Below are 21,717 nucleotides of genomic sequence, written 5' to 3'. Positions count from 1 at the left end.
AACAGCGAAAGTTAATAGGAAAGGGGGACGTATCATGGAGTCCACATCTACATGGCAAGCCTTTCTGCGCTTGTTCCGTGTCGCTCAACCACCGAAAGGTCTGTTTATCGGTGCCGTATTGATTTCATTGCTTCAAGCGATGGCTTCACTCGCCATCCCGCTCATCTTGCAACGCGTCGTCGACAATTGGAGCGAGGCCGCGCTCGACGCCCGCCTCGTCGCCATCTTCGTGACGGCGTTTCTCATCCAAGTCGTCTCGAGTGCGATTTCGATTTATTGGCTACATATCGTCGGACAACGGGTCGTCGCCAATTTGCGGACGACGTTATGGGAGCATCTCGTCGCCCTCCCAATCCCGTTCTATGACGGCGTCAAATCAGGGGATCTCGTCTCACGGTTAAATAACGACACGACGACGTTGCAGCAGCTCTTGTCCGAACAGAGCGTCCGTCTCTTGACGTCGTTCGTTTCGGTCATCGGCGCCGTTGGTATCTTGTTCACGCTCGATTGGCAGATGACGCTCGTCATCTTGTTCTCCGTGCCGACGACACTTCTTATCGTCATCCCACTCGGGCGTAAACTTCGGAAAATCGCCAAGGCGACGCAACATGAGCTCGGTGACTTGTCCGGGTTTTTCGCCGAACTGCTCGGAGAGATCCGGCTCGTCAAATCACAAGCGACCGAATCAGTCGAGGTCGCAGAAGGAAAACGACGCATTGAGCGTCTCTTCGGCCTCGGTGTGCGCGAGGGACGGATTCAAGCGATTTTGATTCCGCTCTTGAACGTCACGTTGACGGCGATGCTGATCGCCATTCTTGGCTTCGGGGCTTATCGCGTCTCGACCGGTGCCTTGTCGACCGGTTCGTTGCTCGCGTTCATGCTGTACTTGTTCCAAATCATCACGCCGCTCATCACGATGACGGAGTTTATCACTCGGCTCCAAAAAGCACGCGGGGCCACCGAACGAATCTCGGAACTGCTCGCCATCGAGCCGGAACCGTACACGGATGAGCCGTCGACGATTCGACAGTCGTCGCTCTCGTTCGAGGGCCTGACGTTCCGCTATGGCGACCAACCCGTGATTGACGACGTGACCCTCACTGTCCCGTTCGGTGCCACGACAGCCATCGTCGGACGCAGCGGTGCCGGCAAGACGACACTGTTCGCCCTCGTCGAGCAGTTCTACCTTCCGTCGAGCGGACACATCCATTACGGGGACCGGGACATCTCAACCTACGGCCGCAACGAATGGCGGCAAGTCATCGGCTACGTCGCCCAAGATTCGCCCGTCTTATCCGGGACGGTGCGGCAAAATATCTTATACGGCTTGACCCGGACCGCGACCGAGGATGAGATTCGTCACGCCTGTGATATGGCCAACGCCTGGTCGTTCATCGAGGCGATGCCGGACGGGCTCGATACGGAAATCGGCGAGCGCGGCGTCCGGCTATCTGGTGGACAGCGCCAACGGCTCGCCATCGCTCGGGCGCTGTTACGTGACCCGCAAATCTTATTGCTCGACGAGGCGACATCAAGCCTTGACTCGGAATCCGAGCGTGTCGTCCAAGAAGCACTCGACCGTCTCATGACAGGACGGACGACACTCGTCATCGCCCATCGGCTCTCGACCGTCCAACATGCCGATCAAATCGTCGTGCTCGAGGACGGTGGCATCAGCGGGCTTGGGACACATCAAGAGTTGCTTCGGGAAAACGTGCTCTATGAACGACTCGTGAAACAACAACTTTTAGGAGGCAATCAACTATGAAGACAGTCGGATTTATCGGACTCGGTGTGATGGGTCAATCGATGGTCAGAAACTTAATGAAGGCGGGATTCGAAGTCCAAGCGTATACGCGGACGAAAGAGAAAGCGGCTGATTTATTGGCGGAAGGTGTCCGTTGGTGTGATTCGGTCGAAGCCGTCTGTCAAAACGCCGATGCCGTCATCACCATCGTCGGCTATCCGTCTGACGTCGAGAGTCTTTATTTCGGGGACGGTATGATTTTGCAATCGGCTGAGCCAGGAACGCTCGTCATTGATATGACGACGTCTTCGCCACTCCTGGCCGAACGGATCGCTGATGCCGCAATCGATCGCAGCTTGCTCCCGCTCGACGCACCGGTCACGGGCGGTGACGTCGGTGCCAAGAACGGGACGTTGTCGATTCTCGTCGGCGGCGGCGAATACGCCTTCACGAAGGCGCGCCCGCTATTCGAGGCGATGGGCCAATCGATTGAACGGATGGGGTATGCCGGAAGCGGCCAATATGGGAAACTCGCCAATCAGATCGCAATCGCCGGCATCATGATGGGCAACGCCGAAATGCTCGCCTTCACGAAACGGGCCGGGCTCAATCCCGATCAATTGCGCCAGACGATTCGGGGCGGTGCCGCGGGCAGCTGGACGCTCGAGAACCTTGTTCCCCGGATGATTGTCGAGGACTATGCTCCTGGTTTCTTCATCAAGCATTTCCTGAAGGACATGAAACTCGCCCTCGAGAGCGCCGAACAGTTGAACATCAAACTACCGAGCCTCGAGTTGGCGTATAAACTGTACTCCATCCTCGAAGAGAACGGCTACGGCGAGAACGGGACGCAGGCGCTCATCGAATACTACATGCATCAGGACGTTTGAATCGTCCCGCTCGTGGAATTAGTAGTACAGAAGGGAGCGATTACAGATGCCATGGAATATGAAAGACTATCCGGAATCACTGAAGAACTTCGACCCACTCGTCAAAAAGAAAGCCATCGATATCGCCAACGCCTTGCTCGCCCAAGGTTACTCCGATCAAAAGGCGATTCCAATCGCCACGGAACAAGCGAAGAAATGGCATGAACATGCCTCAAAAGAAGAGAAATCTGAGTTTCGTGACGCTCCTGACCCACAAAAGTCGGATCGGCACGGAACATAAAAACAACCGGTCGGCTCATGAGCCGACCGGTTGTTCGTTTGCGTCTGTCGCTACCTTGATTTCAACATATAACCCGGCGAGCGCCGTGTTGATATAAGGCTGTACGAAAATATAGGCCAATCCGCCCGTGAACAAGACGAGGACATACCAGCCGATGAAACTCGCATACAAGCGCAGCATCGTCCGTTTATGGCCGCGCATGAGACGCCGGCTTTCTCGCATCGCCTGAAACGCAGACAGTTCCGGTTGGTCTCGTAGCACGAACGGGACAATCCGATACGTCAAATAGAACCAGACGCCCGGGACGATCAAGAACAACATGAGCACGTTCAACCCGAGATAAAAGACGGCATAATACGTGACCGCCCGGATGTAATCTTTGAGCGAACCGAATGCATCGAACAAGAGCCCGAATGAAGGTTTCTCGGCTTTGGCGATATCGAGGAACACCCAGTTGCGGCCAAGTTCGAGAGGGGCGAGCAAGACGGTCGCACCGTACAGCAGACCGATTGACACGAACAGGATGCTCGGGTCGGTCGATTCCAAATCGAGCTGCGTCGTGATGACCGCCTGAACGAGCATCGTCGCCACGACCGCAAGCAGCGAGATGCCCCAGTTGCCGGACAACATCCGAAGGGCAAATTGTTTATAGACTGATGATTGCATGACTTCACCTACAGTATCGTTTTCTTCATTATAGCAAAAAAACAGTCAGCCGACTGTTTTTAGCGTGCCATCTGTTGTTTGATTGCCTTGAACTTGTGCTCATCCAAGCGGCCCTCGGTCCGTACCCCGCTTCCGACATGGACGAAATCAACGCCTAGCCGGTCGATCAGTTGCGCCACATTGTCGGCCGTGATGCCGGCACCCGGGAGGATGTTCATCTCCGCCACCTCATGCATCGCACTTAATCGGTCTATGCCTTCAAGTGCCGTCGCTTGTCCTCCGGACGTCAAGACGTGGTCAACTTCTGGGAAGTCGTTTAGCACCGTGATTGCGTCCATCAAGTCGACCGCGTCATCGATGGCCCGATGGAACGTGAGCACCATCTCGCCTTTATGTTTAATCACTTCTCCGAGTAGCGCCTCATCGATACGCCCTTCGCTCGTCAAGGCTCCGAAGACGATGCCATCGGCCCCGAGTTCACGGCAAAGACCGATATCCGCCAAAATCGTCTCTGCATCTTCCTCGTTATAGACGAACGAGTCCGCATGGGGCCGAATCATGACGTGGACAGGAATGGTAGCCTGTTCGAGCACGTTACGAATCGTCCCAAAACTCGGTGTCGTCCCGCCGGCCGGCAAATCGGCAATCAATTCGAGCCGATCCGCCCCGAACCGCTCCGCCGTTTTGGCTTCGGTCAATGTCGTCACAATCACTTCAATCATGAAATCCCTCCTCCTTATGGTGCGAAGCGCCACTCGACCTCATGCTCCGCCAAGGCGCGCTTCCAATCCGTCGGTTCCGGAAAATCAGAGATGATGGTCGTCACCTTTGAAAAGTCGGAGACCCGATAGCGTTTTTGTTGATTGAACTGGGTATGGTCGGCGAGCAAATAACATTGACGCGATTGATCGAGGACCGCCTGCGTCACGGTCGAGAGACCATGGGCATCACACGTCAATCCGAGTGAGGCATCGACGCCCTCGACCGACAGGATGGCCATATCGAACACATACGCCTTCAGTTGCTGCAGGACGTGCTCGCCGACGGTGACGAGATGTTTCGGATCAATCGTCCCACCGAGCAATTGGATATCGCCAGTAAACACGCCCTTGGCGCGTTGCTCAAAGAGCGCCTTGGCGACCATGAGCGACGGAGTGACGACGGTCAAATTGCGTCCGCGAAGTCTGGCCGCGACTTGCTCTGGGGCGACGCCGTGTCCGATATACAGCAACATGTCATCCTCGACGAGCTGAAACGCCGTATAGGCGATGCGACGAATCCCGTCCATGTTCGAGATCATCATCGGTTGGAACGAGACGCTCTGATGGAGCACCGCCCCGCCATACACCCGCTTGATGCGATGCTCTTTCTCAAGCTCTTCTAAGTAGCGGCGAATCGACTCCCCCGAGACGTTCAACCGTTCGATCAACTCGCTCGTCTTCACTTTGCCTTCCCGCTCAATCCATTCAACAATCTTTTGTTTACGTTCTTCTCCAATTAAAGACACTTCCCTGCCTCCTCCGCAAATATCGCTTCCTTTTTCAGTGTAGCGAACGGATGTAAATTTAACGTAAACAGAAAGTAAAGAACGGGCAAATCCAACACTTTTTTCGAACTTTTCGGCAAAAATCAACGGAAATCCACAAAAAGACAGCCTCATCATGAGGGTTGAGGTTTCAACTTCTCGTTTTTTACATGAAAAAATGACCATCCTTCTCTGTATATCGAGCAGGATGGTCATCGATCGTTACTTTCGCTTTTGGAACAGCGGCACTTTCGGTTCCGTGCCGGCACGGATTCGTTGCCAGTTCGAGCGGTGCTTGATAATGATGAACAAGGCGAGCGGGACGATGACGATGAGCGGCAACCAGTCTTTGGCGATGATGCCATAGGCGACGACGGTCACGAGTCCGACGACAGAGGCGGCCATCGACGAGAGCGACACCATCTTTGAAATAAGCAACGTCACGATGAACGTGCCGACGACGACGACGAAAAACCATGGGAACGCAGCAAGCAGGATCCCCGCGCTCGTCGCTACCGATTTTCCGCCCTTGAATTTGGCGAAGATGGGATAAGAGTGGCCGATGATGGCCGGAATCCCAGCGAGGAGCAGACTCATTTCGCTCCCGAATAGAAGCGGCAATAATGCCGCGACCAAGCCTTTCCCCATATCCCCTAATAGGACGATCGTACCCGCTTTCTTCCCAAGCACGCGAAACGTGTTCGTCGTGCCCAAGTTCCCGCTCCCGTGCTCGCGGACATCGACTTTATAGCCGAGCTTACCGACGAGGAGGGCGAACGGGATTGAACCGAGTAGATAGCTGATGATGATAATGATGATTTCTGTCAAATAAGGCATCGCGATTCCCCTTAATTCATGGATTGCTCGAGATAGCGTTCAAACGGGACGTTCGTCTTATGAACGTTCGTCGCATGCTCCACCCCGATGTAGCGTAAGTGCCACGGTTCAAACATATAACCCGTCTCCGCCTCATAGGCGCGTTGATAGCGGACGATGAACCCATACGTATGGGCATTGTCGGCCAACCACTTGCCTTCTTTCGTCTGCTCAAGGCTCTGTGTCAATTGATACCCGACCGAGGCGCTCGAGACGTCGATGGCGAGTCCCGTCTGATGTTCTGAATGACCCGGCGGCGCCGAATACTTCATCGCTTGTTCTTTTCCGTCTTTGGCGACATAGGCGTTGAACAATTGCACTTGATAGTCGTATGAACGGAACGCGCTCGTCCCTTTCAAATCGATTCCGGCCGCTTTCGCACCGGCCATCAATTTTTCGATTGCCTGTGCCGCTTCTTTACGGAGCATTCTCCGCTCCCCGGACGCCGTGTCGACAAAATCGATATTCGCCGTCACGAGGTCGGTCGGTTTGTAACCGGCCGGCAAGGCGATTTGTTTATTGACGAGGATGAGCGTATCGAGTTTCACGTTCGCCGTCCCGTTTTGTTCGAGCGGCTGGCTCGGCGTTTGGACCGGTTCTTCTACAGGCGGTGCTTCCACAACAGGTGCTTCTTCGGCCTCAGGTTCGTCTACTGCCGGTTCTTCCGCAGGCTCGTCTGCTGCCGGGGGCTCGGCTTCAGACGCCGGAGCTTCTTCAACTACTTCGTCTTCTGTATCCTTCGGCGCATCGGCCGGAGTTTCTGTTTGTTGTTCGGTTTCGGCCGGTTTGTTCTCGGCTTCTTCCGTTTTGCTTTGGTCGCTTGTAGTACAGCCCACCAATGTGAGCGTCAAGGCGCAGCATACCATCAACAGAGATGGTTTTCGCATGCGATCTTCCCCTTTCTTTGTACAAAAAATACCGTCAAGATATGATACCATACTGACGGTACAAAAGAACCACTGTTATGTGACGGGACTCATGACACGCATATACATGTCATGCCATTCTGGAAACTCGCGGTCGAGACGGACCGGCTTGAAGTCGCCCTGTTTGACGACGACGTGGGTCGTCTTCGCCGAACCGACGAGATGTCCGTCTTGATCGGTCAACTCATAGCCATAGACGGTCCGGATCTTGGAATAGCTGTCGACCCATACCCGGACGTGGACCGTATCGCCGAATGTGACGCTCTTCTTATAGTCGACCGAGACGTTCGTCACCGGAGAGACAAAGCCCGCCTGTTCCATGTCTTTATATTCGACCCCGAGCTCGCGCAATAATTCAGTACGAGCGATTTCGAGATACACTAAATAGTTCGCATGATAGACGATGCCCATCATGTCGGTCTCTTGGTAGCGGACCGGAATCTGAATCGTATGCATTAAATCGTCCTCGCTTTCAAGGTCATTATATTATAACTTGGTCTTAATATCTACTACTAAAATATGATTCAAGTCGTCAGTTTCAGCCTGTCCTTCAATCAAACGGTATGACTGTCTCGCAATGGCTTCATCAATCAACGACAGCGCCGTCCTCGCGTTTGGCCGGTCGATACCAGACAATCGCTCTTTAAGCGCTTGCTCTACCGTCTCGTCATACGTATAGCCAAATTTTCCGGCATACGTCTTGGCAATCTCGACGAGTTGGTCGGTCGAGTAATCCTCGAACTGGATGGTGCGCTTAATCCGACTACTCAGTCCAGGATTCGACTCGATCAATCGCCGCATCGGCGCCTCGTATCCCGCCATGACGACGACGAGGTTGTCCCCGTGCTTCGGCATCTCGTCGACGAGCGTATCGATTGCTTCACGACCGTAATCGTTTGGTCCGCCGTTCAAACTATAAGCCTCGTCAATCAACAACACTCCGCCGAGCGCATCGCGGATGGCAGCCTTCGTCTTTTGTGCCGTCTGACCGACATAACCGCTGACGAGATCGGCTCGGCTGACGACTTTTAAGTGTCCGCGTTTCAAGTAACCGGTCTTCTTCAACAGTTGGGCATAAAGGTGAGCGAACGTCGTCTTCCCTGTTCCGCTGTTGCCGACGAGTGCGGCATGAAGTTGGACCGGAGCCGTCTTCAATCCAAGTTCGCGGCGCCGTTTTTGAATCGTGACGAGCGCCTCGATTTCACGTAGTTGACGTTTCGCCTCTTCCATCCCGACCAAGTCGTCGAGCGTCGGGGCTGACGTGTCCTCGGTCGCATCCATCTCGAAATCGAGCTCCGTCAACAGGGCCATCTCGTCGAGCGGGGCATCGGCACCGAAGCGGGACCCTTTTTTGAACATGGCGTCGAGCAAAATATTATGCACCGTGCGCGCGTTCCCGAACGTGGCGTCAACCCGTTCCCGGTCGATCCGCGCAATCAAGGCGCGCTTCGCCTCAACCGTCAGGACGTAATTGTTCTCCGCGGCCACTTTCTCGCCGATGGCGACGAGTTCGTCATCACTGTAGTTCGGCAACTCGTAATGGTTTGATTCTGGGAAACGCGAACGTAGTCCCGGATTGGCCAATAGAAAGTGACGCATCTCTTCCGGATAACCGGCGAGGATGACAACGAATTTCCCGGCGTACTCGCCACTCGTCATCGCGGCGACGAGCGTATCGATGGCTGCCTGCCCATAGTCACTCCCGCTCGCATCCTGACGTTTGAGCGCATACGCCTCATCGATGAACAGGACTCCGCCCTCGGCTTCTTTCACTTTGTTCATGACTTGCTCTTCCGTCTGTCCGACGAACGCGCCGACGAGACTCGACCGATCCGCCTCGACGACGTCGGGACGAGCGAGTAGACCGAGCTCAAAATATATCTCGGCCATGAGACGCGCGAGCGTCGTCTTACCGGTGCCTGGGTTTCCCGTGAACACGAGATGGAGCGAAGGTTGGTGTTTGGACGAGAAGCCTGCCTTCTCCCGTTCTTTTTGGAACAAGAGGAAGCGGTACCACGCTTTGACACGTTGCTTCACGTCCGTGAGCCCGATCATCGCCTCGAGTGATTCAATCGCGCTCGACCGAACTTGTTCCGTCTGTTCCGGCAAATGTTCGACGATCATGGCGAGTCGCTGTTTGACGAGCCCGACCCGCTCACCGAAACGGTGGAACGCCTCACGGCTGAAGTAATTGCCTTGCATCGATGCCAAGAGCGAGGCCGTGTCATCTTCGAGTGCGGCCACTTCTTGCATCGCCTCGATGACGACAAGGAATAACCGCTCGAGCTGTCCTTTGAATTCCGAGTCCCGAAGGTCGGATTTGGCACGGTCAATCTCGTCGTGAAGCTGTTCAAGTTGCTCGAGCAGTTCCGACGTCTTCGCTTCGTATTCGGTTAAAATTTGGACTTTCATCGACGCGTAATCCGCCTCACGTAATTTCGGCCATTCGACGTGCAAATGTTGTTTATGACGTCGCAAGACTTCGTATAATTGACTGACGCGGAGCGCTGGCGGTAATGCGTTGAGTGACTCCAATTCCTTGACCCAACGATGTAATAACGGGTCGATGTTCTGACGCGCTTCGAACCGTTTCGTTGCGAGGAGGGTCAAGGTGCGAATCAACTCTTGACGGTGGCCGGTCGCGCGCGACCAATGGGCGTAAGACAATAGCGCCGCTTCCTCGATGCGTCCACCCGCTTCCCACGCCGTCAAGTCCGATTGCACTTGATCCAAGGTGATCTGTTTCATAGTATTCTCCTTTTTAGACGACAAAGGAGCCGACGTTTTAGTCTGCTCCTCGCCGGATTATCGTGATTCAAAAGAAGTCATCCGAATCGAATGGAACAACTTCCCGTTGTTTCGTGATTCGGCAGCGAGCAAGATTCGCTCGTTCGCGTCGACGTAATACGTGACCGCTTCTTCATTGTCGTCTTCACTGAATATCGCTGGGTACTTTTCGACCCATTCTGCCGGGACAGCTTCAGGTGACTCTTTCTTGACGAACGCTTGCGCGGTCCGTCCGATGATATCGACATCACCTTCGCTCGAACCGAGCGTCCCATCGTCGAGCCATTTACGAATCTGTTCATTCGTCGCGCGCGACAAGAATGGGTGCGGAGCCACAGCACCGGAGCTCGTCTCTTGACTGTTTGTCTCCTCGCCGTCCGGGTTGAACTCACGATAAACGGTTCCGTCCCACTCGGCCCGGGCACCAACGTTAGGGCCCTCCACGACCTCGGACACGAAGTGACCGTCCTCATCGTATGTCACTTCATATTCACGAACTTCCAACGTCTCGCCGTTTTCCGGCAATTTTTTCTCTTCATAGCCGATTACGACGGATGTATAAAACGGTTCGGCCCGGTTGACGCGGCCCTCGTCGTCATTCAAGTTCATGATCGAGTAAAAGTTATAGGCGAGCAGGGCGCCGACAATGAGGATTCCCGCAAAAATCACCCAACTCAATCGCTTTTTAACATGTTGTTTCATAGAATGCCCTCCCAATCTTCTTCACTTACTATCCTACACTAGCGAGAGGGTCCTGCAAAACATTTACAACCAAAAAAGGGCCTCAACCGAGACCCTTTCCTTTTATCCGAGCTTATCTTCTTCTTCCTGCTTATACGCTTCAATATACTTGTCCCGTTCGTCTGGTTCATCAGACAAATCTTTGAACAAGGCGACAATCATCAAAATTAACACGAAGATGAACGGGAAAGCGACCAGGATGGCGACCGCTTGTAGCGCTCCAAGTCCACCGACGTATAAGAGCACGGCGGCAATCGATGACTGAATGAGACCCCAGATGAGCTTGATTCTCATCGGCGGCACGAGTTTTCCGTTCGTCGACAACATGCCGAGCACGTATGTTGCCGAGTCCGCTGACGTGATGAAGAAGACAGAGACTAAGAAAATGGCGACGACACTAAGGATCGTGCCAAACCCACCAAACGTCTCGAACAAGGCGAACAGACCGACTTCCGTGCCAATCTCGTTAACCGTTGCAATCAAGTTTGCCCCACCGTTCAAATCAGCCCAGATGGCCGCACCGCCAAAGACGGAGAACCAGAGCAGACCGAACGAGGTCGGCACGAGTAGAATCCCGATGATGAATTCACGAATCGTACGTCCTTTCGAGACACGAGCGATGAACGTCCCGACGAACGGTGACCATGAAATCCACCAAGCCCAATAGAAAATCGTCCATCCGTTAATCCATTCGCGTTCCACCGGCTCAAACGCTGCCGTCCGGAAACTCATCGACGGTAACTGTTGCAAATATGTCCCGATCGTCTGCGTGAACAAATCGAGGATGAATGCACTCGGTCCGACCATGAGCGTTGCGATCAAGAGAACGATGGCGAGAAAGATGTTCGTATTACTTAAAATACGAATCCCTTTCTCGAGTCCCGTCGATGCACTGATCATATAGAGTACCGTTACGACGGCGATGATAATCAATTGGGTCGAGAACGCGTTTGGTACGTTCGGAATCAAGAAGTGAATCCCGCCGGCAATTTGCTGGGCCCCGAAGCCGAGCGAAGTCGCCACACCGAACGCGGTCGCGATGATGGCCAACACATCGACCGTCCGTTTGACCCGTATTTCGTAGCGGTCTTTGACGAGTGAGCCGATGGTCTCCCCGATCGTCGCCGGACGCCCTTTCCGGAACGTTGAGTAAGCGATGGCGAGCGCGATCATCGCGTAAATCGCCCATGGGTGCAAGCCCCAGTGGAAAAACGAATATTGCATCGCCGTACGGGCATCGCCCTCAGGTGTACCCGAGTCGAATGGCGGCGCGTGAAAATGTGATAGCGGTTCGGCTGCTCCCCAGAAGACGAGTCCGATCCCCATCCCGGCGCTGAACAACATGGCGAACCATGACAGATACCCGAATTCAGGACGATCCGTGTCTTTCCCGAGTCGAATTGACCCGAACCTCGAGAAGATTAAAAAGATGGCGACGAGTAGAATTCCAGTCGCACTGAGTAAATAAAACCAGCCAAAGCCGTTCGAGAGCCAGCCCTGCAGTTTCGTCGTCACGTTCAAGAGACTGGCGTTACCGAGGACGCTCTCTGGGATGACACCCCAGATCGTGAATAAGACCGTAATGATGGCTGAAACGAGAAAAACGGTCGTCACTTGGCTTTTCCTTTCCATAATCTCACTCCTATTCAATTTTCTTATTTTCATATACGTTTTCCACCGTAACATAGTTTGTAAACCAGACTCAACCCCGCGACGTGCTCGGACGACCATGTCAAAAAAAGTGACGATGGCGTGTCGTCACTCTGGCGGTTTCGGTTCCAAGGACACGATTAACGTCTCGTCAACGACGTAATAGGGCCGTTTCGGCAGTACTTTCAAGTAGCCGCCTTCACGTAATCGAGTCAAATCCAATTGCAGTGTCTGTTGAAATTTTCGAAACGGTATTTTTTTTTCTTGTTCAAAGTATAAATCGAGCGCCCGTTGCACTTGATCCATCTCATAAACCAATTCTCGTTCGTCCTCGGGGACGATATGAAACGTCTCTTTTGACATATAGAACCGCTGTCTCGGTTTACCGGGCAAGTGTTTTTTCAGTCGAGCCAAATCGATTTCTTGCGTCTCGTCGAGCAAGACCGTACGATTGACGCCTTTCGGTAACGTCTGTTCATATTCATGGATGGCTTCGCGCAGCTGCGGAAGCGTGAGGTCAAACTCTTCCTCCGGCACTTCCTCTTTTTGCGTCAGCCGTTGCCACCAGTTTTTACCTGATTTCGTCTGTCGTTCCATACACTCCCCCCTCTCCCCATTCTCTTCCCGATATGAGTCATCCTCTCACCTTTTATTCGCATATTCACAAAAAAAACCTTCCTTTTTGCAAAGGAAGGCTATGTTGCTTATTTCAATTTGTTGCGGAGAACCATCTGCAAGATGCCACCGTGACGGTAATAATCGATTTCGACTTCTGAATCGAAGCGCGCGATGACTTTGAACTCGGTCACTGTGCCGTTCTCGTGTGTTGCTTTGACGTTCAGGATATCACGTGGGCGGACTGACTCGTCGACTTGGATGTCGATCGCTTCTTCGCCTGTGAGTCCGAGTGAGTCAGCTGACTCCCCGTCCATGAACTGAAGTGGCAATACGCCCATCATGACGAGGTTCGAGCGGTGAATCCGTTCGAAGCTTTGCGCGATGACGGCACGGATGCCGAGCAAATTCGTCCCTTTGGCTGCCCAGTCACGTGACGAGCCCATACCGTAGTCGTTTCCAGCGAAGACGACAAGGCCTGTGCCTTGCTCTTTGTACTTCATGGCTGCATCGTACATCGGCATGATTTCGCCAGTCGGCCAGTACGTCGTGAAGCCGCCTTCAGTGCCAGGTGCGACTTGGTTACGGATACGGATGTTCGCGAACGTACCGCGCATCATGACTTCGTGGTTCCCGCGGCGTGAGCCATACGAGTTGAAGTCGAGCGGTGCGACACCTTTCGATTGAAGGTATTGGCCGGCTGGTGTCGTTTTCGAGAATGCTCCAGCTGGTGAGATGTGATCGGTCGTGACCGAATCAGCAAACTTCCCGATGACGCGGAGTCCGTTCAACGCATGTACTTCTCCCGCTTCTGGCTCGAGGTTTTCGAAGAACGGTGGGTTTTGGATATACGTCGAATCGTCCGAGAAGTCATACAAGTTGCCTTCTGGCACGTCGAGGGCATTCCAACGCTCATTCCCTGTGAACACCGTGTCGTACTCTTTCCGGAACGCTTCCGGCGAGACGACATCTTGAACAACCATCTTAATCTCATCGTTTGATGGCCAGATGTCTTTGAAGAAGACCTCGTTGCCATCTTTGTCTGTTCCGAACGACTCGTTCATGATGTCGAAGTTGACCGATCCAGCGAGTGCGTAAGCGACGACGAGTGGCGGTGACGCCAAGAAGTTCGCTTTGACGAGCGGATGGACGCGGCCTTCGAAGTTACGGTTCCCCGAGAGGACCGATGAGACGAGCAAATCGTTCGATGTGATCGCTTCTTCGACTTCGCGGTCGAGTGGACCCGAGTTTCCGATACATGTCGTACATCCGTACCCAACGGTGTTGAAACCGAGTTGGTCGAGGTATGGCGTGAGACCGGCTTTGTCGAGGTAGTCGGTAACGACTTTCGAGCCCGGTGCGAGCGACGTCTTCACGAATTTTGGAACCGTGAGACCGCGTTCGACAGCTTTCTTCGCGACGAGACCTGCTCCGACCATGACGTATGGGTTTGATGTGTTCGTACAGCTTGTGATCGCTGCGATCGCCACGTCACCCGTGCGCATGTCGACAGAGCCGTCTGCATAGTTGATAGCTGCTTTCTTCTCAAGCTCGGATTTTTCAAGACCGAAGCCGCTGTGTCCGGCTGGTGCCGTCACGCTATCGACGAACGCTGTCTGAAGGTCTGATAAGTTGATTCGGTCTTGTGGACGTTTCGGTCCAGCAAGCGACGGTTGTACTTTCGACAAGTCGAGCGTGAGCGTCTTCGTGAACGACGGGTCCGCTTGATCTGGTGTGTAGAACAAGTCATTCGCTTTCGAGTAGGCTTCGACGAGGTCGATCAATTCTTCTGGGCGACCTGTCGTGCGCATATAGTTGAGCGTCTCTGTATCGACTGGGAAGAAGCCACAAGTCGCACCATACTCAGGCGCCATGTTGGCAATCGTTGCCCGGTCTGAGAGCGGCATCGTGTGAAGCGATGGACCGAAGAACTCGACGAACTTGCCGACGACTTTCTCGTTACGGAGCATTTCTGTGACGACGAGCGCGACGTCTGTCGCCGTGACACCCGGATTGACTTCACCGATGATTTTGACGCCGACGACGTCTGGTACCGGGAAATAAGACGGTTGTCCGAGCATGCTCGCCTCGGCTTCGATTCCACCGACACCCCAACCGAGGACGCCGAGACCGTTGATCATCGTCGTGTGCGAGTCCGTTCCGACGAGCGAGTCTGGATAGACGACATTGCCCGTTCCGTCATTCTTCTCGAGGACGACCGACGCCAAGTACTCCAAGTTGACTTGGTGAACGATTCCTGTCGCAGGCGGAACGGCGCGATAGTTGTCGAACGCCGTCTGGGCCCAACGCAAGAACTTGTAGCGCTCTTCGTTACGCTCGAACTCGATGTCCATGTTTTTCATGAGTGCGCCGGCAAAACCGTACGCATCGACTTGGACCGAGTGGTCGACGACGAGGTCAACCGGGATTTCAGGATTGATTTTGTTCGGGTCTCCACCAAGGTCAGCCATCGCCTTGCGAAGTGAGGCGAGGTCAACGACCGTCGGTACACCCGTAAAGTCCTGAAGGACGACACGAGCCGGTTTGAACGGAACATCGATGTCTTTCGAAACTTCGGCAGTACCCCATTTAGCCAAGTTCTCGACATGTTCTTTCGTGATGGCACGGCCATCCTGTTGGCGAAGCACAGATTCGAGCAATACGCGAATCGAGTACGGAAGTCGACTAAGTTCCGTCACCCCTTCTTCTTCAAGCTTTTTAAGCCGGTAATAATCGTACGCTTGTCCATTGACCTCGAACTGCGTCCGAGATTTGAAAGCGTCTAATACGTTCGTCTGTTCCATACGATATCCCCCTTTTTGAAAGCGGCGATGCCGGCACGTGCCGTAATCGCTTACTTATCACATGTTTATCATAATACAACTATAGCGTGACGTAAAATACATTCCGTCACAAATTAGTCATAAGTAAAACTTATCAATAGCGTCAGACTCACTGAAACATGAAAAGACGGCCCTTGGACAAGAGCCGTCTTCAATCATTATTCTGCGCCAATCTCGACGTTGACGTCGAGGGCGTCGACGAGCGTGAGCTCATCTTCATACCGTTCTTTGAAGCGATCGAACGTGAACTCGTTAGCGAACAAGAACACAGGACGCTCCCAACGATCCGTCACGAGCATGTTGCGTGAGTCCTGAAACGGCTTGAGCGTCTTCAATTCCTTGTCCTTCACCCAACGTGCGACGCTGTACGAGACCGGCTCCATACGGATGTCGACGCCGTATTCGTTGTTCAAGCGATACTCGAACACTTCGAATTGGAGTTGACCGACCGCACCGAGATAAATCTCGTTGTATTCGTTGCGATACACTTGAATCGCTCCCTCTTGGGCGAGCTGCTCCACACCTTTGTGGAAATGCTTCGACTTGAGCGAGTTGATTGGCGAGACGCGCATGAACAGTTCAGGCGGGAACGTCGGCAACGCCTCAAACGCGATTTTCTGTTTCGACGTCGTGATCGTGTCGCCGATTTGGTATGTCCCCGAATCGTAAATCCCGATCACGTCTCCAGCGAACGCCTGATCGACCGTTTCCCGGTCGTTGGCCATGAGCTGCGTCGATTGACTCAATTTGATTTTCTTCCCTGTCCGCGTGAGTGTGACGTCCATGCCGCGCTCGAACACGCCCGAACAGATGCGGACGAAGGCGATGCGGTCACGGTGGGCCGGGTTCATGTTCGCTTGAATCTTGAAGACGAAGCCGCTGAAGTCTTCTGACGTCGGGTCGATTGGACCGACATTCGACTTACGGGCCTCAGGGGCCGGTGACATGGCGAGATAGTGGTTCAAGAACGATGTCACGCCGAAGTCGACGAGGGCCGTCCCGAAAAAGACCGGAGTCAATTTCCCGTGCTGAATCGCATCGACTTCGATTTCATTGCCGGCACCGTCGAGAAGATCGATTTCATCTCGAAGGTTCGTCAAGTTCTCTTCCGTTAAATAATCGGCGAGAATCGGGTCATTGACGCCGTCCTCGTTCAACGTGAGCGTCCCTTTCTCACCCCGGAACAAGTGGACTTCGTTCTTCAGGCGGTCGTACACCCCTTCGAACTGCATCCCGCTCCCGATCGGCCACGTGACGGCGACCGAAGGCATGCCGAGCACTTCTTCGAGCTCTTCCATGAGTTCGAGCGGGTCTTTCGCTTGGCGGTCCAATTTGTTCATGAACGTGAAGATTGGAATCCCCCGCATCCGACAGACTTGGAACAATTTCTTCGTCTGCGTCTCAATCCCTTTGGCCGCATCGATGACCATGACGGCGCTATCGACCGACGTCAACACACGGTACGTGTCTTCCCCGAAATCGTTGTGTCCGGGCGTGTCCATGATTGAGACGACCTTATCTTGATAGACGAACTGCATGACCGACGAGGTGACCGAGATCCCACGTTGTTTCTCGATTTCCATCCAGTCCGACTTGGCATGCTTGGAATTTTTGCGGGCTTTGACCGTCCCCGCCTCCCGGATGGCGCCTCCGTGGAGGAGCAACTTCTCCGTCAGCGTCGTCTTACCTGCATCCGGGTGCGAGATGATGCCGAAAATACGACGCTTCTCAACTTCTTGTTTTAATTGATTCATGTATGGCTCTTTCCTTTCTGGACAATACGATTTATACGATGTCTTGCTCACTGCAACGCTATCTATTCTAACGAAACCGGCCCGTTTCGTCCATCTTTATAGTAGGGAACGGATAGCTGTAGCTTTTGTATCGCGCCCCTTTTTTGTATACTTAGCTTGAATGATCGTGAAATGACAGAACGGGGGAAAGACGATGCCAGAAAACTTGATGATGTATTTCATTGTCTTCTGGGGATTCGTGATGATCGGGTTAATGTCGATCGGCGGTTACTTTATGTTCCGTAAATTTTTGAAACGAATGCCAAAAGAAGACGGACGCTCACTCCTCGACATCGAGGATGACTACATCGACAAGACACGCCACTTATGGACGCCGGAGACGCGAACGTTGCTCGACCGCCTCGTCACGCCGGTACCAGAGCTGTTCCGCGACGTCGCCATCCGCAAGATCGCCGGTAAGATTGGACAATTCGCCCTCGAGACCCGGGCACGTGAAATGACGACCGAGCTCGTCGTCAAAGGCTATATCGCCGCAACACCGAAGCGGGACCATAAGTTCTTAAAGAAGGCACTTGAAGAAGAGCAAATCGACTGGAAAGTGTATCAACATTACTTCCAACAATGAGACGAGACGTCAGGACATGTGCCTGGCGTCTTTTTGTTCACCCCTTGATGTCGACTCATCGTAGCCGACTGATTATGTCTCCTGCTTACGAAATTGTGCCATACGACTAATAGGTCAAAAGTACCCTTTTCACGAGTGATAACTATCTAAAGATAATGTTCATAATATAGACAATATTGGAAACGCTTACATTAAAGTGGTATGACCAATATTAGTATAACAATTTCGTTTTCCGCAATAAAAAATGGATAGCTTTTCCTTTATTTACATTTCTATAATGTACGTATCTTGATGCCGAAGGAGGTTTTTATATGCATGATGTCACACATGTCACGCAAACCGACAGTACCCGCTCCGCCGAAGCGATTGTCGAGAGCCAGACGTTTCACAAACTGATGCGAGAAAAGAATCGGTTCATTGTTCCATCCATCATCTTCTCCCTTATCTTCTACTTCACGTTGCCAATCTCGACAAGTTACTTCACCTTTTTGAATATCCCGGTCGCCGGAGACATCACATGGGCCTGGGTGCTCGCCTTCGCCCAATTCTTTATGACCTGGACGTTCTGTGTGATGTACAGCCGCCGGGCCCGTCGGTTTGACGAACTCGTCACCGCCATCAAACAAGAGGAGGACGACCGATGAACTGGACCGCTATTTTATTATTCCTCGCGATTGTCGGGCTCACGCTCGTCATCACGTTCTTCGCCGCTCGTAAAACGAAGACCGCGAGCGACTTTTATACGGCCGATGGAGGGTTGACCGGTTTCCAAAATGGGCTCGCCATCGCTGGGGACTATATGTCGGCAGCTTCTTTCCTCGGGATTGCCGGGATGATTGCCCTCGCCGGATTTGACGGTTTCTTCTATTCAATCGGCTTCTTGGTGGCTTATCTCGTTGTGCTCTACCTCGTGGCCGAGCCGCTCCGTAACCTTGGCAAGTATACGATGGCCGATATGATTGCGGCTCGATTCAACAAACCGCGCGTGCGCGGTGTCGCCGCCATGAACGCCATCGTCATCTCGATTTTCTATATGATCGCCCAGCTCGTCGGGGCCGGCGCGCTCATCGAGTTATTGCTCGGCATCCCATACACGACGAGTGTCGTCGTCGTCGGGATTTTGATGACGGTGTACGTCGTCTTCGGAGGGATGACCGCGACGTCATGGGTACAGATCACGAAAGCTGTGCTATTGATGATCGGGACCGCCATCATCTCGTTTCTCGTGTTCGCTCGCTTTGACTTCTCTGTCTTCACCATGTTCTCGGAAGTGAGCAAGGCGACGCCGCTCGGCGACAGTTTCTTGAACCCGGGCAACAAGTTCAAGCTCCCGCTCGACACGATCTCGCTCAACTTGGCACTCGTCCTCGGGACGGCGGGGCTGCCCCACATCCTTATCCGTTTCTTCACGGTCAAAGATGCACCGACAGCACGCCAATCGGTCGTCTATGCGACATGGATCATCGGTGCGTTCTACATATTGACAATCTTCCTCGGATTCGGGGCTGCCGCATTCGTCGGCTCGGATGCCATTATCGCCGCCAACCCGGCCGGCAACATGGCCGCACCGCTCCTGGCCCAAGTGCTCGGCGGCGACTTGTTGTTCGCCTTTGTCGCGGCGATTGCATTTGCCACGATCCTTGCCGTCGTCGCCGGCCTCGTCCTTTCGGCCGCCTCGGCATTCGCCCACGACTTCTATGGACATATCGTCCGTAAGGGGGAAGCGACTGAGAAAGAACAAGTCACGGCTGCCCGCATCGCTTCGATCGCTGTCGCCCTCGTCTCGATGGGACTCGCGTTTTTCGCACAGTCGATGAACGTCGCTTTCCTCGTCTCGCTCGCTTTCGCCGTGGCCGCCAGTGCGAACTTGCCGGTCATCTTGTTCACGATTTACTGGAGACGGTTTAACACCGGAGGAGCCGTGTTCGGCATGATTGTCGGCTTGTTCTCGTCACTCTTCCTCGTCGCCATCAGCCCGAACGTATGGGCGCCGGACGGTTCCGCCATCTTTATCGGTGAGGCTCTGTTCCCGCTCACGAATCCGGGCATCGTGTCGATCCCGCTCGGTTTCCTCGCCGCTATCGTCGGGACGTACGTGACGAAGTCAGATGAAGTCGCCGGAAACTTCGAACGGATTCTCGTCAAGGCCAACACCGGAATCGATGCCGAGACCGAGGCAGCCCTGACCAAAAAATCTTCTTAATCGACAAAACGGCGTCCCTCGCAAGGGACGCCGTTTATGATGCTACGATTTGTTTGTACTTTTGATACATGGCGATGCGCCACGGGACAATCATGCCCCAGGCGATCAAATAGAACAGGCCGCCCGTCGCGAATATGTTTACCTCGTCCCCGAGAAACGCCTTCATAACCGTCCGGATGGCCAATAAGACAAACACGACGATAAAGAACGCTTTCGAACGGGACAAGTACACCTCTCCGTCACGTTTCTCGAAATTCGACGTCTTGATGAGGAACACGCTGAAAATCAATCCCACGATCAGCGCCTCTCCGACCTCGAGCCAAGTCAGCCGAAACGCCGGGACGAGAAATTGTAACATGCCCGTCGACATCGCCAGCGGCGGAATCAAAATCTTTTTCGCATTCGTCGGACGTGCTGACGCTTTGACGCGAACGAAGCTCGCAATCAAGCCCATCATCAGTGCGACGAGGGTCGATCCCCAAAATATCGACATTCGGTCAACCCCTTTAAAATCCGGTGAATCCTACTAATTCGCTCATCCAAGCAGCGAAGCGGTTCATTCCATCAAAATATAATACGACGCCGAAAGCCATCATCAAATAGCCTCCGAATCTTGCTACCTTGGCGCTATTGCGTGCCAAGTACTTGATTTTGCCGACAAAACCGGCCATAACGAGGAATGGGATGGCAAAGCCGATGACGTACGCCAACATATAGCCCATTCCCTGACTCGGGTTCGACGCCGCGAGGGCGATGACGCCAGCAAGAATCGGTCCGGTACAAGGTGTCCACCCTGCTGCGAATCCGATTCCGATGAGTGCCGTCCCAAAATAGCCGCTCTTGCGCTCTCCTAATGCGAGTTTTTTCTCGCGCATCATAAAACGTGGTTGCCAGAGACCTGCCAAGAAGACACCAAATACGAAGATAAGGATGGCACCGAACATGCGCAAACTATCTTTGTATTGAATGAACACGTCGGCAATCAGCGAGGTCGACAAACCGAGCACGAGAAAGACGATAGAGAAACCGAAGAGGAATGAGAACGTATGAAACCATGCCGTGCGCTGCCGCAGTCCTTCGCTCTTCAAATCAGAGACAGAGACCCCAGTGATATACGATAAAAAGACTGGATACAACGGTAGCGTGCACGGAGACAAAAATGACAAGACGCCCGCCCCAAATGCGAGCCAAAGGGTAACTTCCATGCGATCTTCCACCTTTCAGCCCCATTATAGCGAAAACCTTTTCAAAATGCTCGCATCTTTTTCTGCAACGATTGTTTGATAGAAATTGTAATCTTTGAAATGGAAATGAAACTTGTAAACAGTAGTGTTAGATGCTAAGATTTGGATATTCCTAAGTAACACTTTTGACTTTATAATGATGGGGGAAACACCGTGGCGGTCATCACAGCTGAAAACTTACATTTTGCCATTGAACAGAAACGCGATGAACTGTACGAAATCGCTTCGCAGCACAGTTGGACGTCTCCTGAAGTGATTCACGTCAGCCAAGAGTTAGACAAGCTGATCACACGTCACGTCCTGGCTATACATGCTTCAGAACACCTAACTTTTTAAATGAACGGC

Annotated in this window: 21 protein-coding genes; 7 read left to right on the top strand and 14 right to left on the bottom strand. The window is 53.3% G+C overall.

What is annotated here, in order from left to right; genetic code table 11:
- The first annotated feature begins 34 nt into the window (after positions 1-34).
- The 3 genes from KNP85_RS07480 to KNP85_RS07470 are packed head-to-tail and all read left to right on the top strand — an operon-like array spanning position 35 to position 2,917.
- Positions 35-1,768 (top strand): ABC transporter ATP-binding protein, encoded by a 1,734-nt coding sequence (locus tag KNP85_RS07480; RefSeq protein WP_214714799.1) that lies wholly within the window; start codon positions 35-37, stop codon positions 1,766-1,768.
- Positions 1,765-2,637 carry an NAD(P)-dependent oxidoreductase gene (locus tag KNP85_RS07475; RefSeq protein WP_029595365.1) on the top strand — a complete coding sequence of 291 codons (873 nt, stop codon included), beginning with the start codon at positions 1,765-1,767 and terminating at the stop codon, positions 2,635-2,637. Before KNP85_RS07480 ends, KNP85_RS07475 begins: the two co-directional genes overlap by 4 nt.
- A 46-nt stretch (positions 2,638-2,683) precedes the next feature.
- Complete coding sequence (locus KNP85_RS07470; protein WP_021067563.1) at positions 2,684-2,917, top strand: DUF2188 domain-containing protein; 234 nt, start codon at positions 2,684-2,686, stop codon at positions 2,915-2,917.
- 15 nt (positions 2,918-2,932) lie between these two features.
- On the opposite strand, the gene KNP85_RS07465 is transcribed toward KNP85_RS07470, so the two are convergent.
- The 12 genes from KNP85_RS07465 to KNP85_RS07410 form a co-directional block, all read right to left on the bottom strand.
- A complete protein-coding gene (locus KNP85_RS07465; protein WP_214714797.1) occupies positions 2,933-3,583 on the bottom strand; it encodes a DUF975 family protein in 651 nt (216 codons plus the stop codon).
- Between the two features lie 59 nt (positions 3,584-3,642).
- Positions 3,643-4,305: a copper homeostasis protein CutC gene (locus tag KNP85_RS07460; protein ID WP_021067565.1), complete on the bottom strand. Its 663-nt coding sequence runs from the start codon at positions 4,303-4,305 to the stop codon at positions 3,643-3,645.
- A gap of 14 nt (positions 4,306-4,319) precedes the next feature.
- Positions 4,320-5,090, bottom strand: coding sequence for a DeoR/GlpR family DNA-binding transcription regulator (locus KNP85_RS07455; protein WP_021067566.1), 771 nt, complete (start codon positions 5,088-5,090; stop codon positions 4,320-4,322).
- Positions 5,091-5,330: 240 nt separating this feature from the next.
- Positions 5,331-5,945, bottom strand: a complete 615-nt coding sequence (gene plsY / locus KNP85_RS07450; RefSeq protein ID WP_021067567.1) for a glycerol-3-phosphate 1-O-acyltransferase PlsY — start codon at positions 5,943-5,945, stop codon at positions 5,331-5,333.
- 11 nt (positions 5,946-5,956) lie between these two features.
- Positions 5,957-6,871 (bottom strand): M15 family metallopeptidase, encoded by a 915-nt coding sequence (locus KNP85_RS07445; protein WP_214802518.1) that lies wholly within the window; start codon positions 6,869-6,871, stop codon positions 5,957-5,959.
- 75 nt (positions 6,872-6,946) lie between these two features.
- The gene (locus KNP85_RS07440) at positions 6,947-7,366 is read right to left on the bottom strand and encodes an acyl-CoA thioesterase (protein WP_021067569.1); all 420 of its coding nucleotides are present in this window, start codon (positions 7,364-7,366) and stop codon (positions 6,947-6,949) included.
- A gap of 30 nt (positions 7,367-7,396) precedes the next feature.
- Complete coding sequence (locus KNP85_RS07435) at positions 7,397-9,658, bottom strand: AAA family ATPase (protein WP_214802516.1); 2,262 nt, start codon at positions 9,656-9,658, stop codon at positions 7,397-7,399.
- A 57-nt stretch (positions 9,659-9,715) separates the two neighbouring features.
- On the bottom strand, positions 9,716-10,399 hold the full coding sequence (locus KNP85_RS07430; protein WP_214714779.1) for a hypothetical protein: 684 nt from the start codon (positions 10,397-10,399) through the stop codon (positions 9,716-9,718).
- Between the two features lie 102 nt (positions 10,400-10,501).
- Positions 10,502-12,070: a BCCT family transporter gene (locus tag KNP85_RS07425; RefSeq protein WP_058763800.1), complete on the bottom strand. Its 1,569-nt coding sequence runs from the start codon at positions 12,068-12,070 to the stop codon at positions 10,502-10,504.
- Positions 12,071-12,196: 126 nt separating this feature from the next.
- On the bottom strand, positions 12,197-12,685 hold the full coding sequence (locus KNP85_RS07420; RefSeq protein WP_214714777.1) for a DUF3939 domain-containing protein: 489 nt from the start codon (positions 12,683-12,685) through the stop codon (positions 12,197-12,199).
- A 107-nt stretch (positions 12,686-12,792) separates the two neighbouring features.
- Positions 12,793-15,507 (bottom strand): aconitate hydratase AcnA, encoded by a 2,715-nt coding sequence (gene acnA / locus KNP85_RS07415; RefSeq protein WP_029595358.1) that lies wholly within the window; start codon positions 15,505-15,507, stop codon positions 12,793-12,795.
- A 197-nt stretch (positions 15,508-15,704) separates the two neighbouring features.
- Positions 15,705-17,300, bottom strand: a complete 1,596-nt coding sequence (locus KNP85_RS07410; RefSeq protein ID WP_214802514.1) for a peptide chain release factor 3 — start codon at positions 17,298-17,300, stop codon at positions 15,705-15,707.
- Positions 17,301-17,493: 193 nt separating this feature from the next.
- Between KNP85_RS07410 and KNP85_RS07405 the strand changes: the two genes are divergently transcribed.
- From KNP85_RS07405 to KNP85_RS07395, 3 genes are all read left to right on the top strand, one after another.
- A complete protein-coding gene (locus tag KNP85_RS07405; protein ID WP_021067576.1) occupies positions 17,494-17,925 on the top strand; it encodes a DUF2621 domain-containing protein in 432 nt (143 codons plus the stop codon).
- A gap of 311 nt (positions 17,926-18,236) precedes the next feature.
- Entirely contained in the window at positions 18,237-18,569 is a 333-nt protein-coding gene (locus KNP85_RS07400) for a DUF485 domain-containing protein (protein ID WP_021067577.1), read from the top strand.
- Positions 18,566-20,128: a solute symporter family protein gene (locus tag KNP85_RS07395; RefSeq protein WP_131471210.1), complete on the top strand. Its 1,563-nt coding sequence runs from the start codon at positions 18,566-18,568 to the stop codon at positions 20,126-20,128. Before KNP85_RS07400 ends, KNP85_RS07395 begins: the two co-directional genes overlap by 4 nt.
- A gap of 34 nt (positions 20,129-20,162) precedes the next feature.
- On the opposite strand, the gene KNP85_RS07390 is transcribed toward KNP85_RS07395, so the two are convergent.
- Both KNP85_RS07390 and KNP85_RS07385 read right to left on the bottom strand, forming a co-directional pair.
- The gene (locus KNP85_RS07390) at positions 20,163-20,615 is read right to left on the bottom strand and encodes a CcdC family protein (RefSeq protein WP_034797347.1); all 453 of its coding nucleotides are present in this window, start codon (positions 20,613-20,615) and stop codon (positions 20,163-20,165) included.
- A gap of 19 nt (positions 20,616-20,634) precedes the next feature.
- Positions 20,635-21,333: a cytochrome c biogenesis CcdA family protein gene (locus KNP85_RS07385; protein ID WP_021067580.1), complete on the bottom strand. Its 699-nt coding sequence runs from the start codon at positions 21,331-21,333 to the stop codon at positions 20,635-20,637.
- Positions 21,334-21,525: 192 nt separating this feature from the next.
- On the opposite strand from KNP85_RS07385, the gene KNP85_RS07380 reads away from it, so the two are divergent.
- On the top strand, positions 21,526-21,708 hold the full coding sequence (locus KNP85_RS07380) for an aspartyl-phosphate phosphatase Spo0E family protein (protein WP_214756575.1): 183 nt from the start codon (positions 21,526-21,528) through the stop codon (positions 21,706-21,708).
- The last annotated feature ends 9 nt before the right edge of the window (positions 21,709-21,717 follow it).

The organism is Exiguobacterium sp. s194, from assembly GCF_018618275.1.
Classification (GTDB): domain Bacteria; phylum Bacillota; class Bacilli; order Exiguobacteriales; family Exiguobacteriaceae; genus Exiguobacterium; species Exiguobacterium chiriqhucha.
The sequence above is the reverse complement of the archived record's forward strand: the minus strand, read 5'-3'. Positions and strand labels throughout refer to the sequence as shown.

What these genes read in the sequence shown, in the direction of transcription:
- KNP85_RS07460 (WP_021067565.1), bottom strand. Translation starts at nt 4,305, where the DNA reads ATGATTGAAGTGATTGTGACGACATTGACCGAAGCCAAAACGGCGGAG.
- KNP85_RS07470 (WP_021067563.1), top strand. Translation starts at nt 2,684, where the DNA reads ATGCCATGGAATATGAAAGACTATCCGGAATCACTGAAGAACTTCGAC.
- KNP85_RS07465 (WP_214714797.1), bottom strand. Translation starts at nt 3,583, where the DNA reads ATGCAATCATCAGTCTATAAACAATTTGCCCTTCGGATGTTGTCCGGC.
- KNP85_RS07410 (WP_214802514.1), bottom strand. Translation starts at nt 17,300, where the DNA reads ATGAATCAATTAAAACAAGAAGTTGAGAAGCGTCGTATTTTCGGCATC.
- KNP85_RS07385 (WP_021067580.1), bottom strand. Translation starts at nt 21,333, where the DNA reads ATGGAAGTTACCCTTTGGCTCGCATTTGGGGCGGGCGTCTTGTCATTT.
- KNP85_RS07400 (WP_021067577.1), top strand. Translation starts at nt 18,237, where the DNA reads ATGCATGATGTCACACATGTCACGCAAACCGACAGTACCCGCTCCGCC.
- acnA (WP_029595358.1), bottom strand. Translation starts at nt 15,507, where the DNA reads ATGGAACAGACGAACGTATTAGACGCTTTCAAATCTCGGACGCAGTTC.
- KNP85_RS07440 (WP_021067569.1), bottom strand. Translation starts at nt 7,366, where the DNA reads ATGCATACGATTCAGATTCCGGTCCGCTACCAAGAGACCGACATGATG.
- KNP85_RS07430 (WP_214714779.1), bottom strand. Translation starts at nt 10,399, where the DNA reads ATGAAACAACATGTTAAAAAGCGATTGAGTTGGGTGATTTTTGCGGGA.
- plsY (WP_021067567.1), bottom strand. Translation starts at nt 5,945, where the DNA reads ATGCCTTATTTGACAGAAATCATCATTATCATCATCAGCTATCTACTC.
- KNP85_RS07475 (WP_029595365.1), top strand. Translation starts at nt 1,765, where the DNA reads ATGAAGACAGTCGGATTTATCGGACTCGGTGTGATGGGTCAATCGATG.
- KNP85_RS07480 (WP_214714799.1), top strand. Translation starts at nt 35, where the DNA reads ATGGAGTCCACATCTACATGGCAAGCCTTTCTGCGCTTGTTCCGTGTC.
- KNP85_RS07435 (WP_214802516.1), bottom strand. Translation starts at nt 9,658, where the DNA reads ATGAAACAGATCACCTTGGATCAAGTGCAATCGGACTTGACGGCGTGG.
- KNP85_RS07445 (WP_214802518.1), bottom strand. Translation starts at nt 6,871, where the DNA reads ATGCGAAAACCATCTCTGTTGATGGTATGCTGCGCCTTGACGCTCACA.
- KNP85_RS07405 (WP_021067576.1), top strand. Translation starts at nt 17,494, where the DNA reads ATGCCAGAAAACTTGATGATGTATTTCATTGTCTTCTGGGGATTCGTG.
- KNP85_RS07420 (WP_214714777.1), bottom strand. Translation starts at nt 12,685, where the DNA reads ATGGAACGACAGACGAAATCAGGTAAAAACTGGTGGCAACGGCTGACG.
- KNP85_RS07425 (WP_058763800.1), bottom strand. Translation starts at nt 12,070, where the DNA reads ATGGAAAGGAAAAGCCAAGTGACGACCGTTTTTCTCGTTTCAGCCATC.
- KNP85_RS07395 (WP_131471210.1), top strand. Translation starts at nt 18,566, where the DNA reads ATGAACTGGACCGCTATTTTATTATTCCTCGCGATTGTCGGGCTCACG.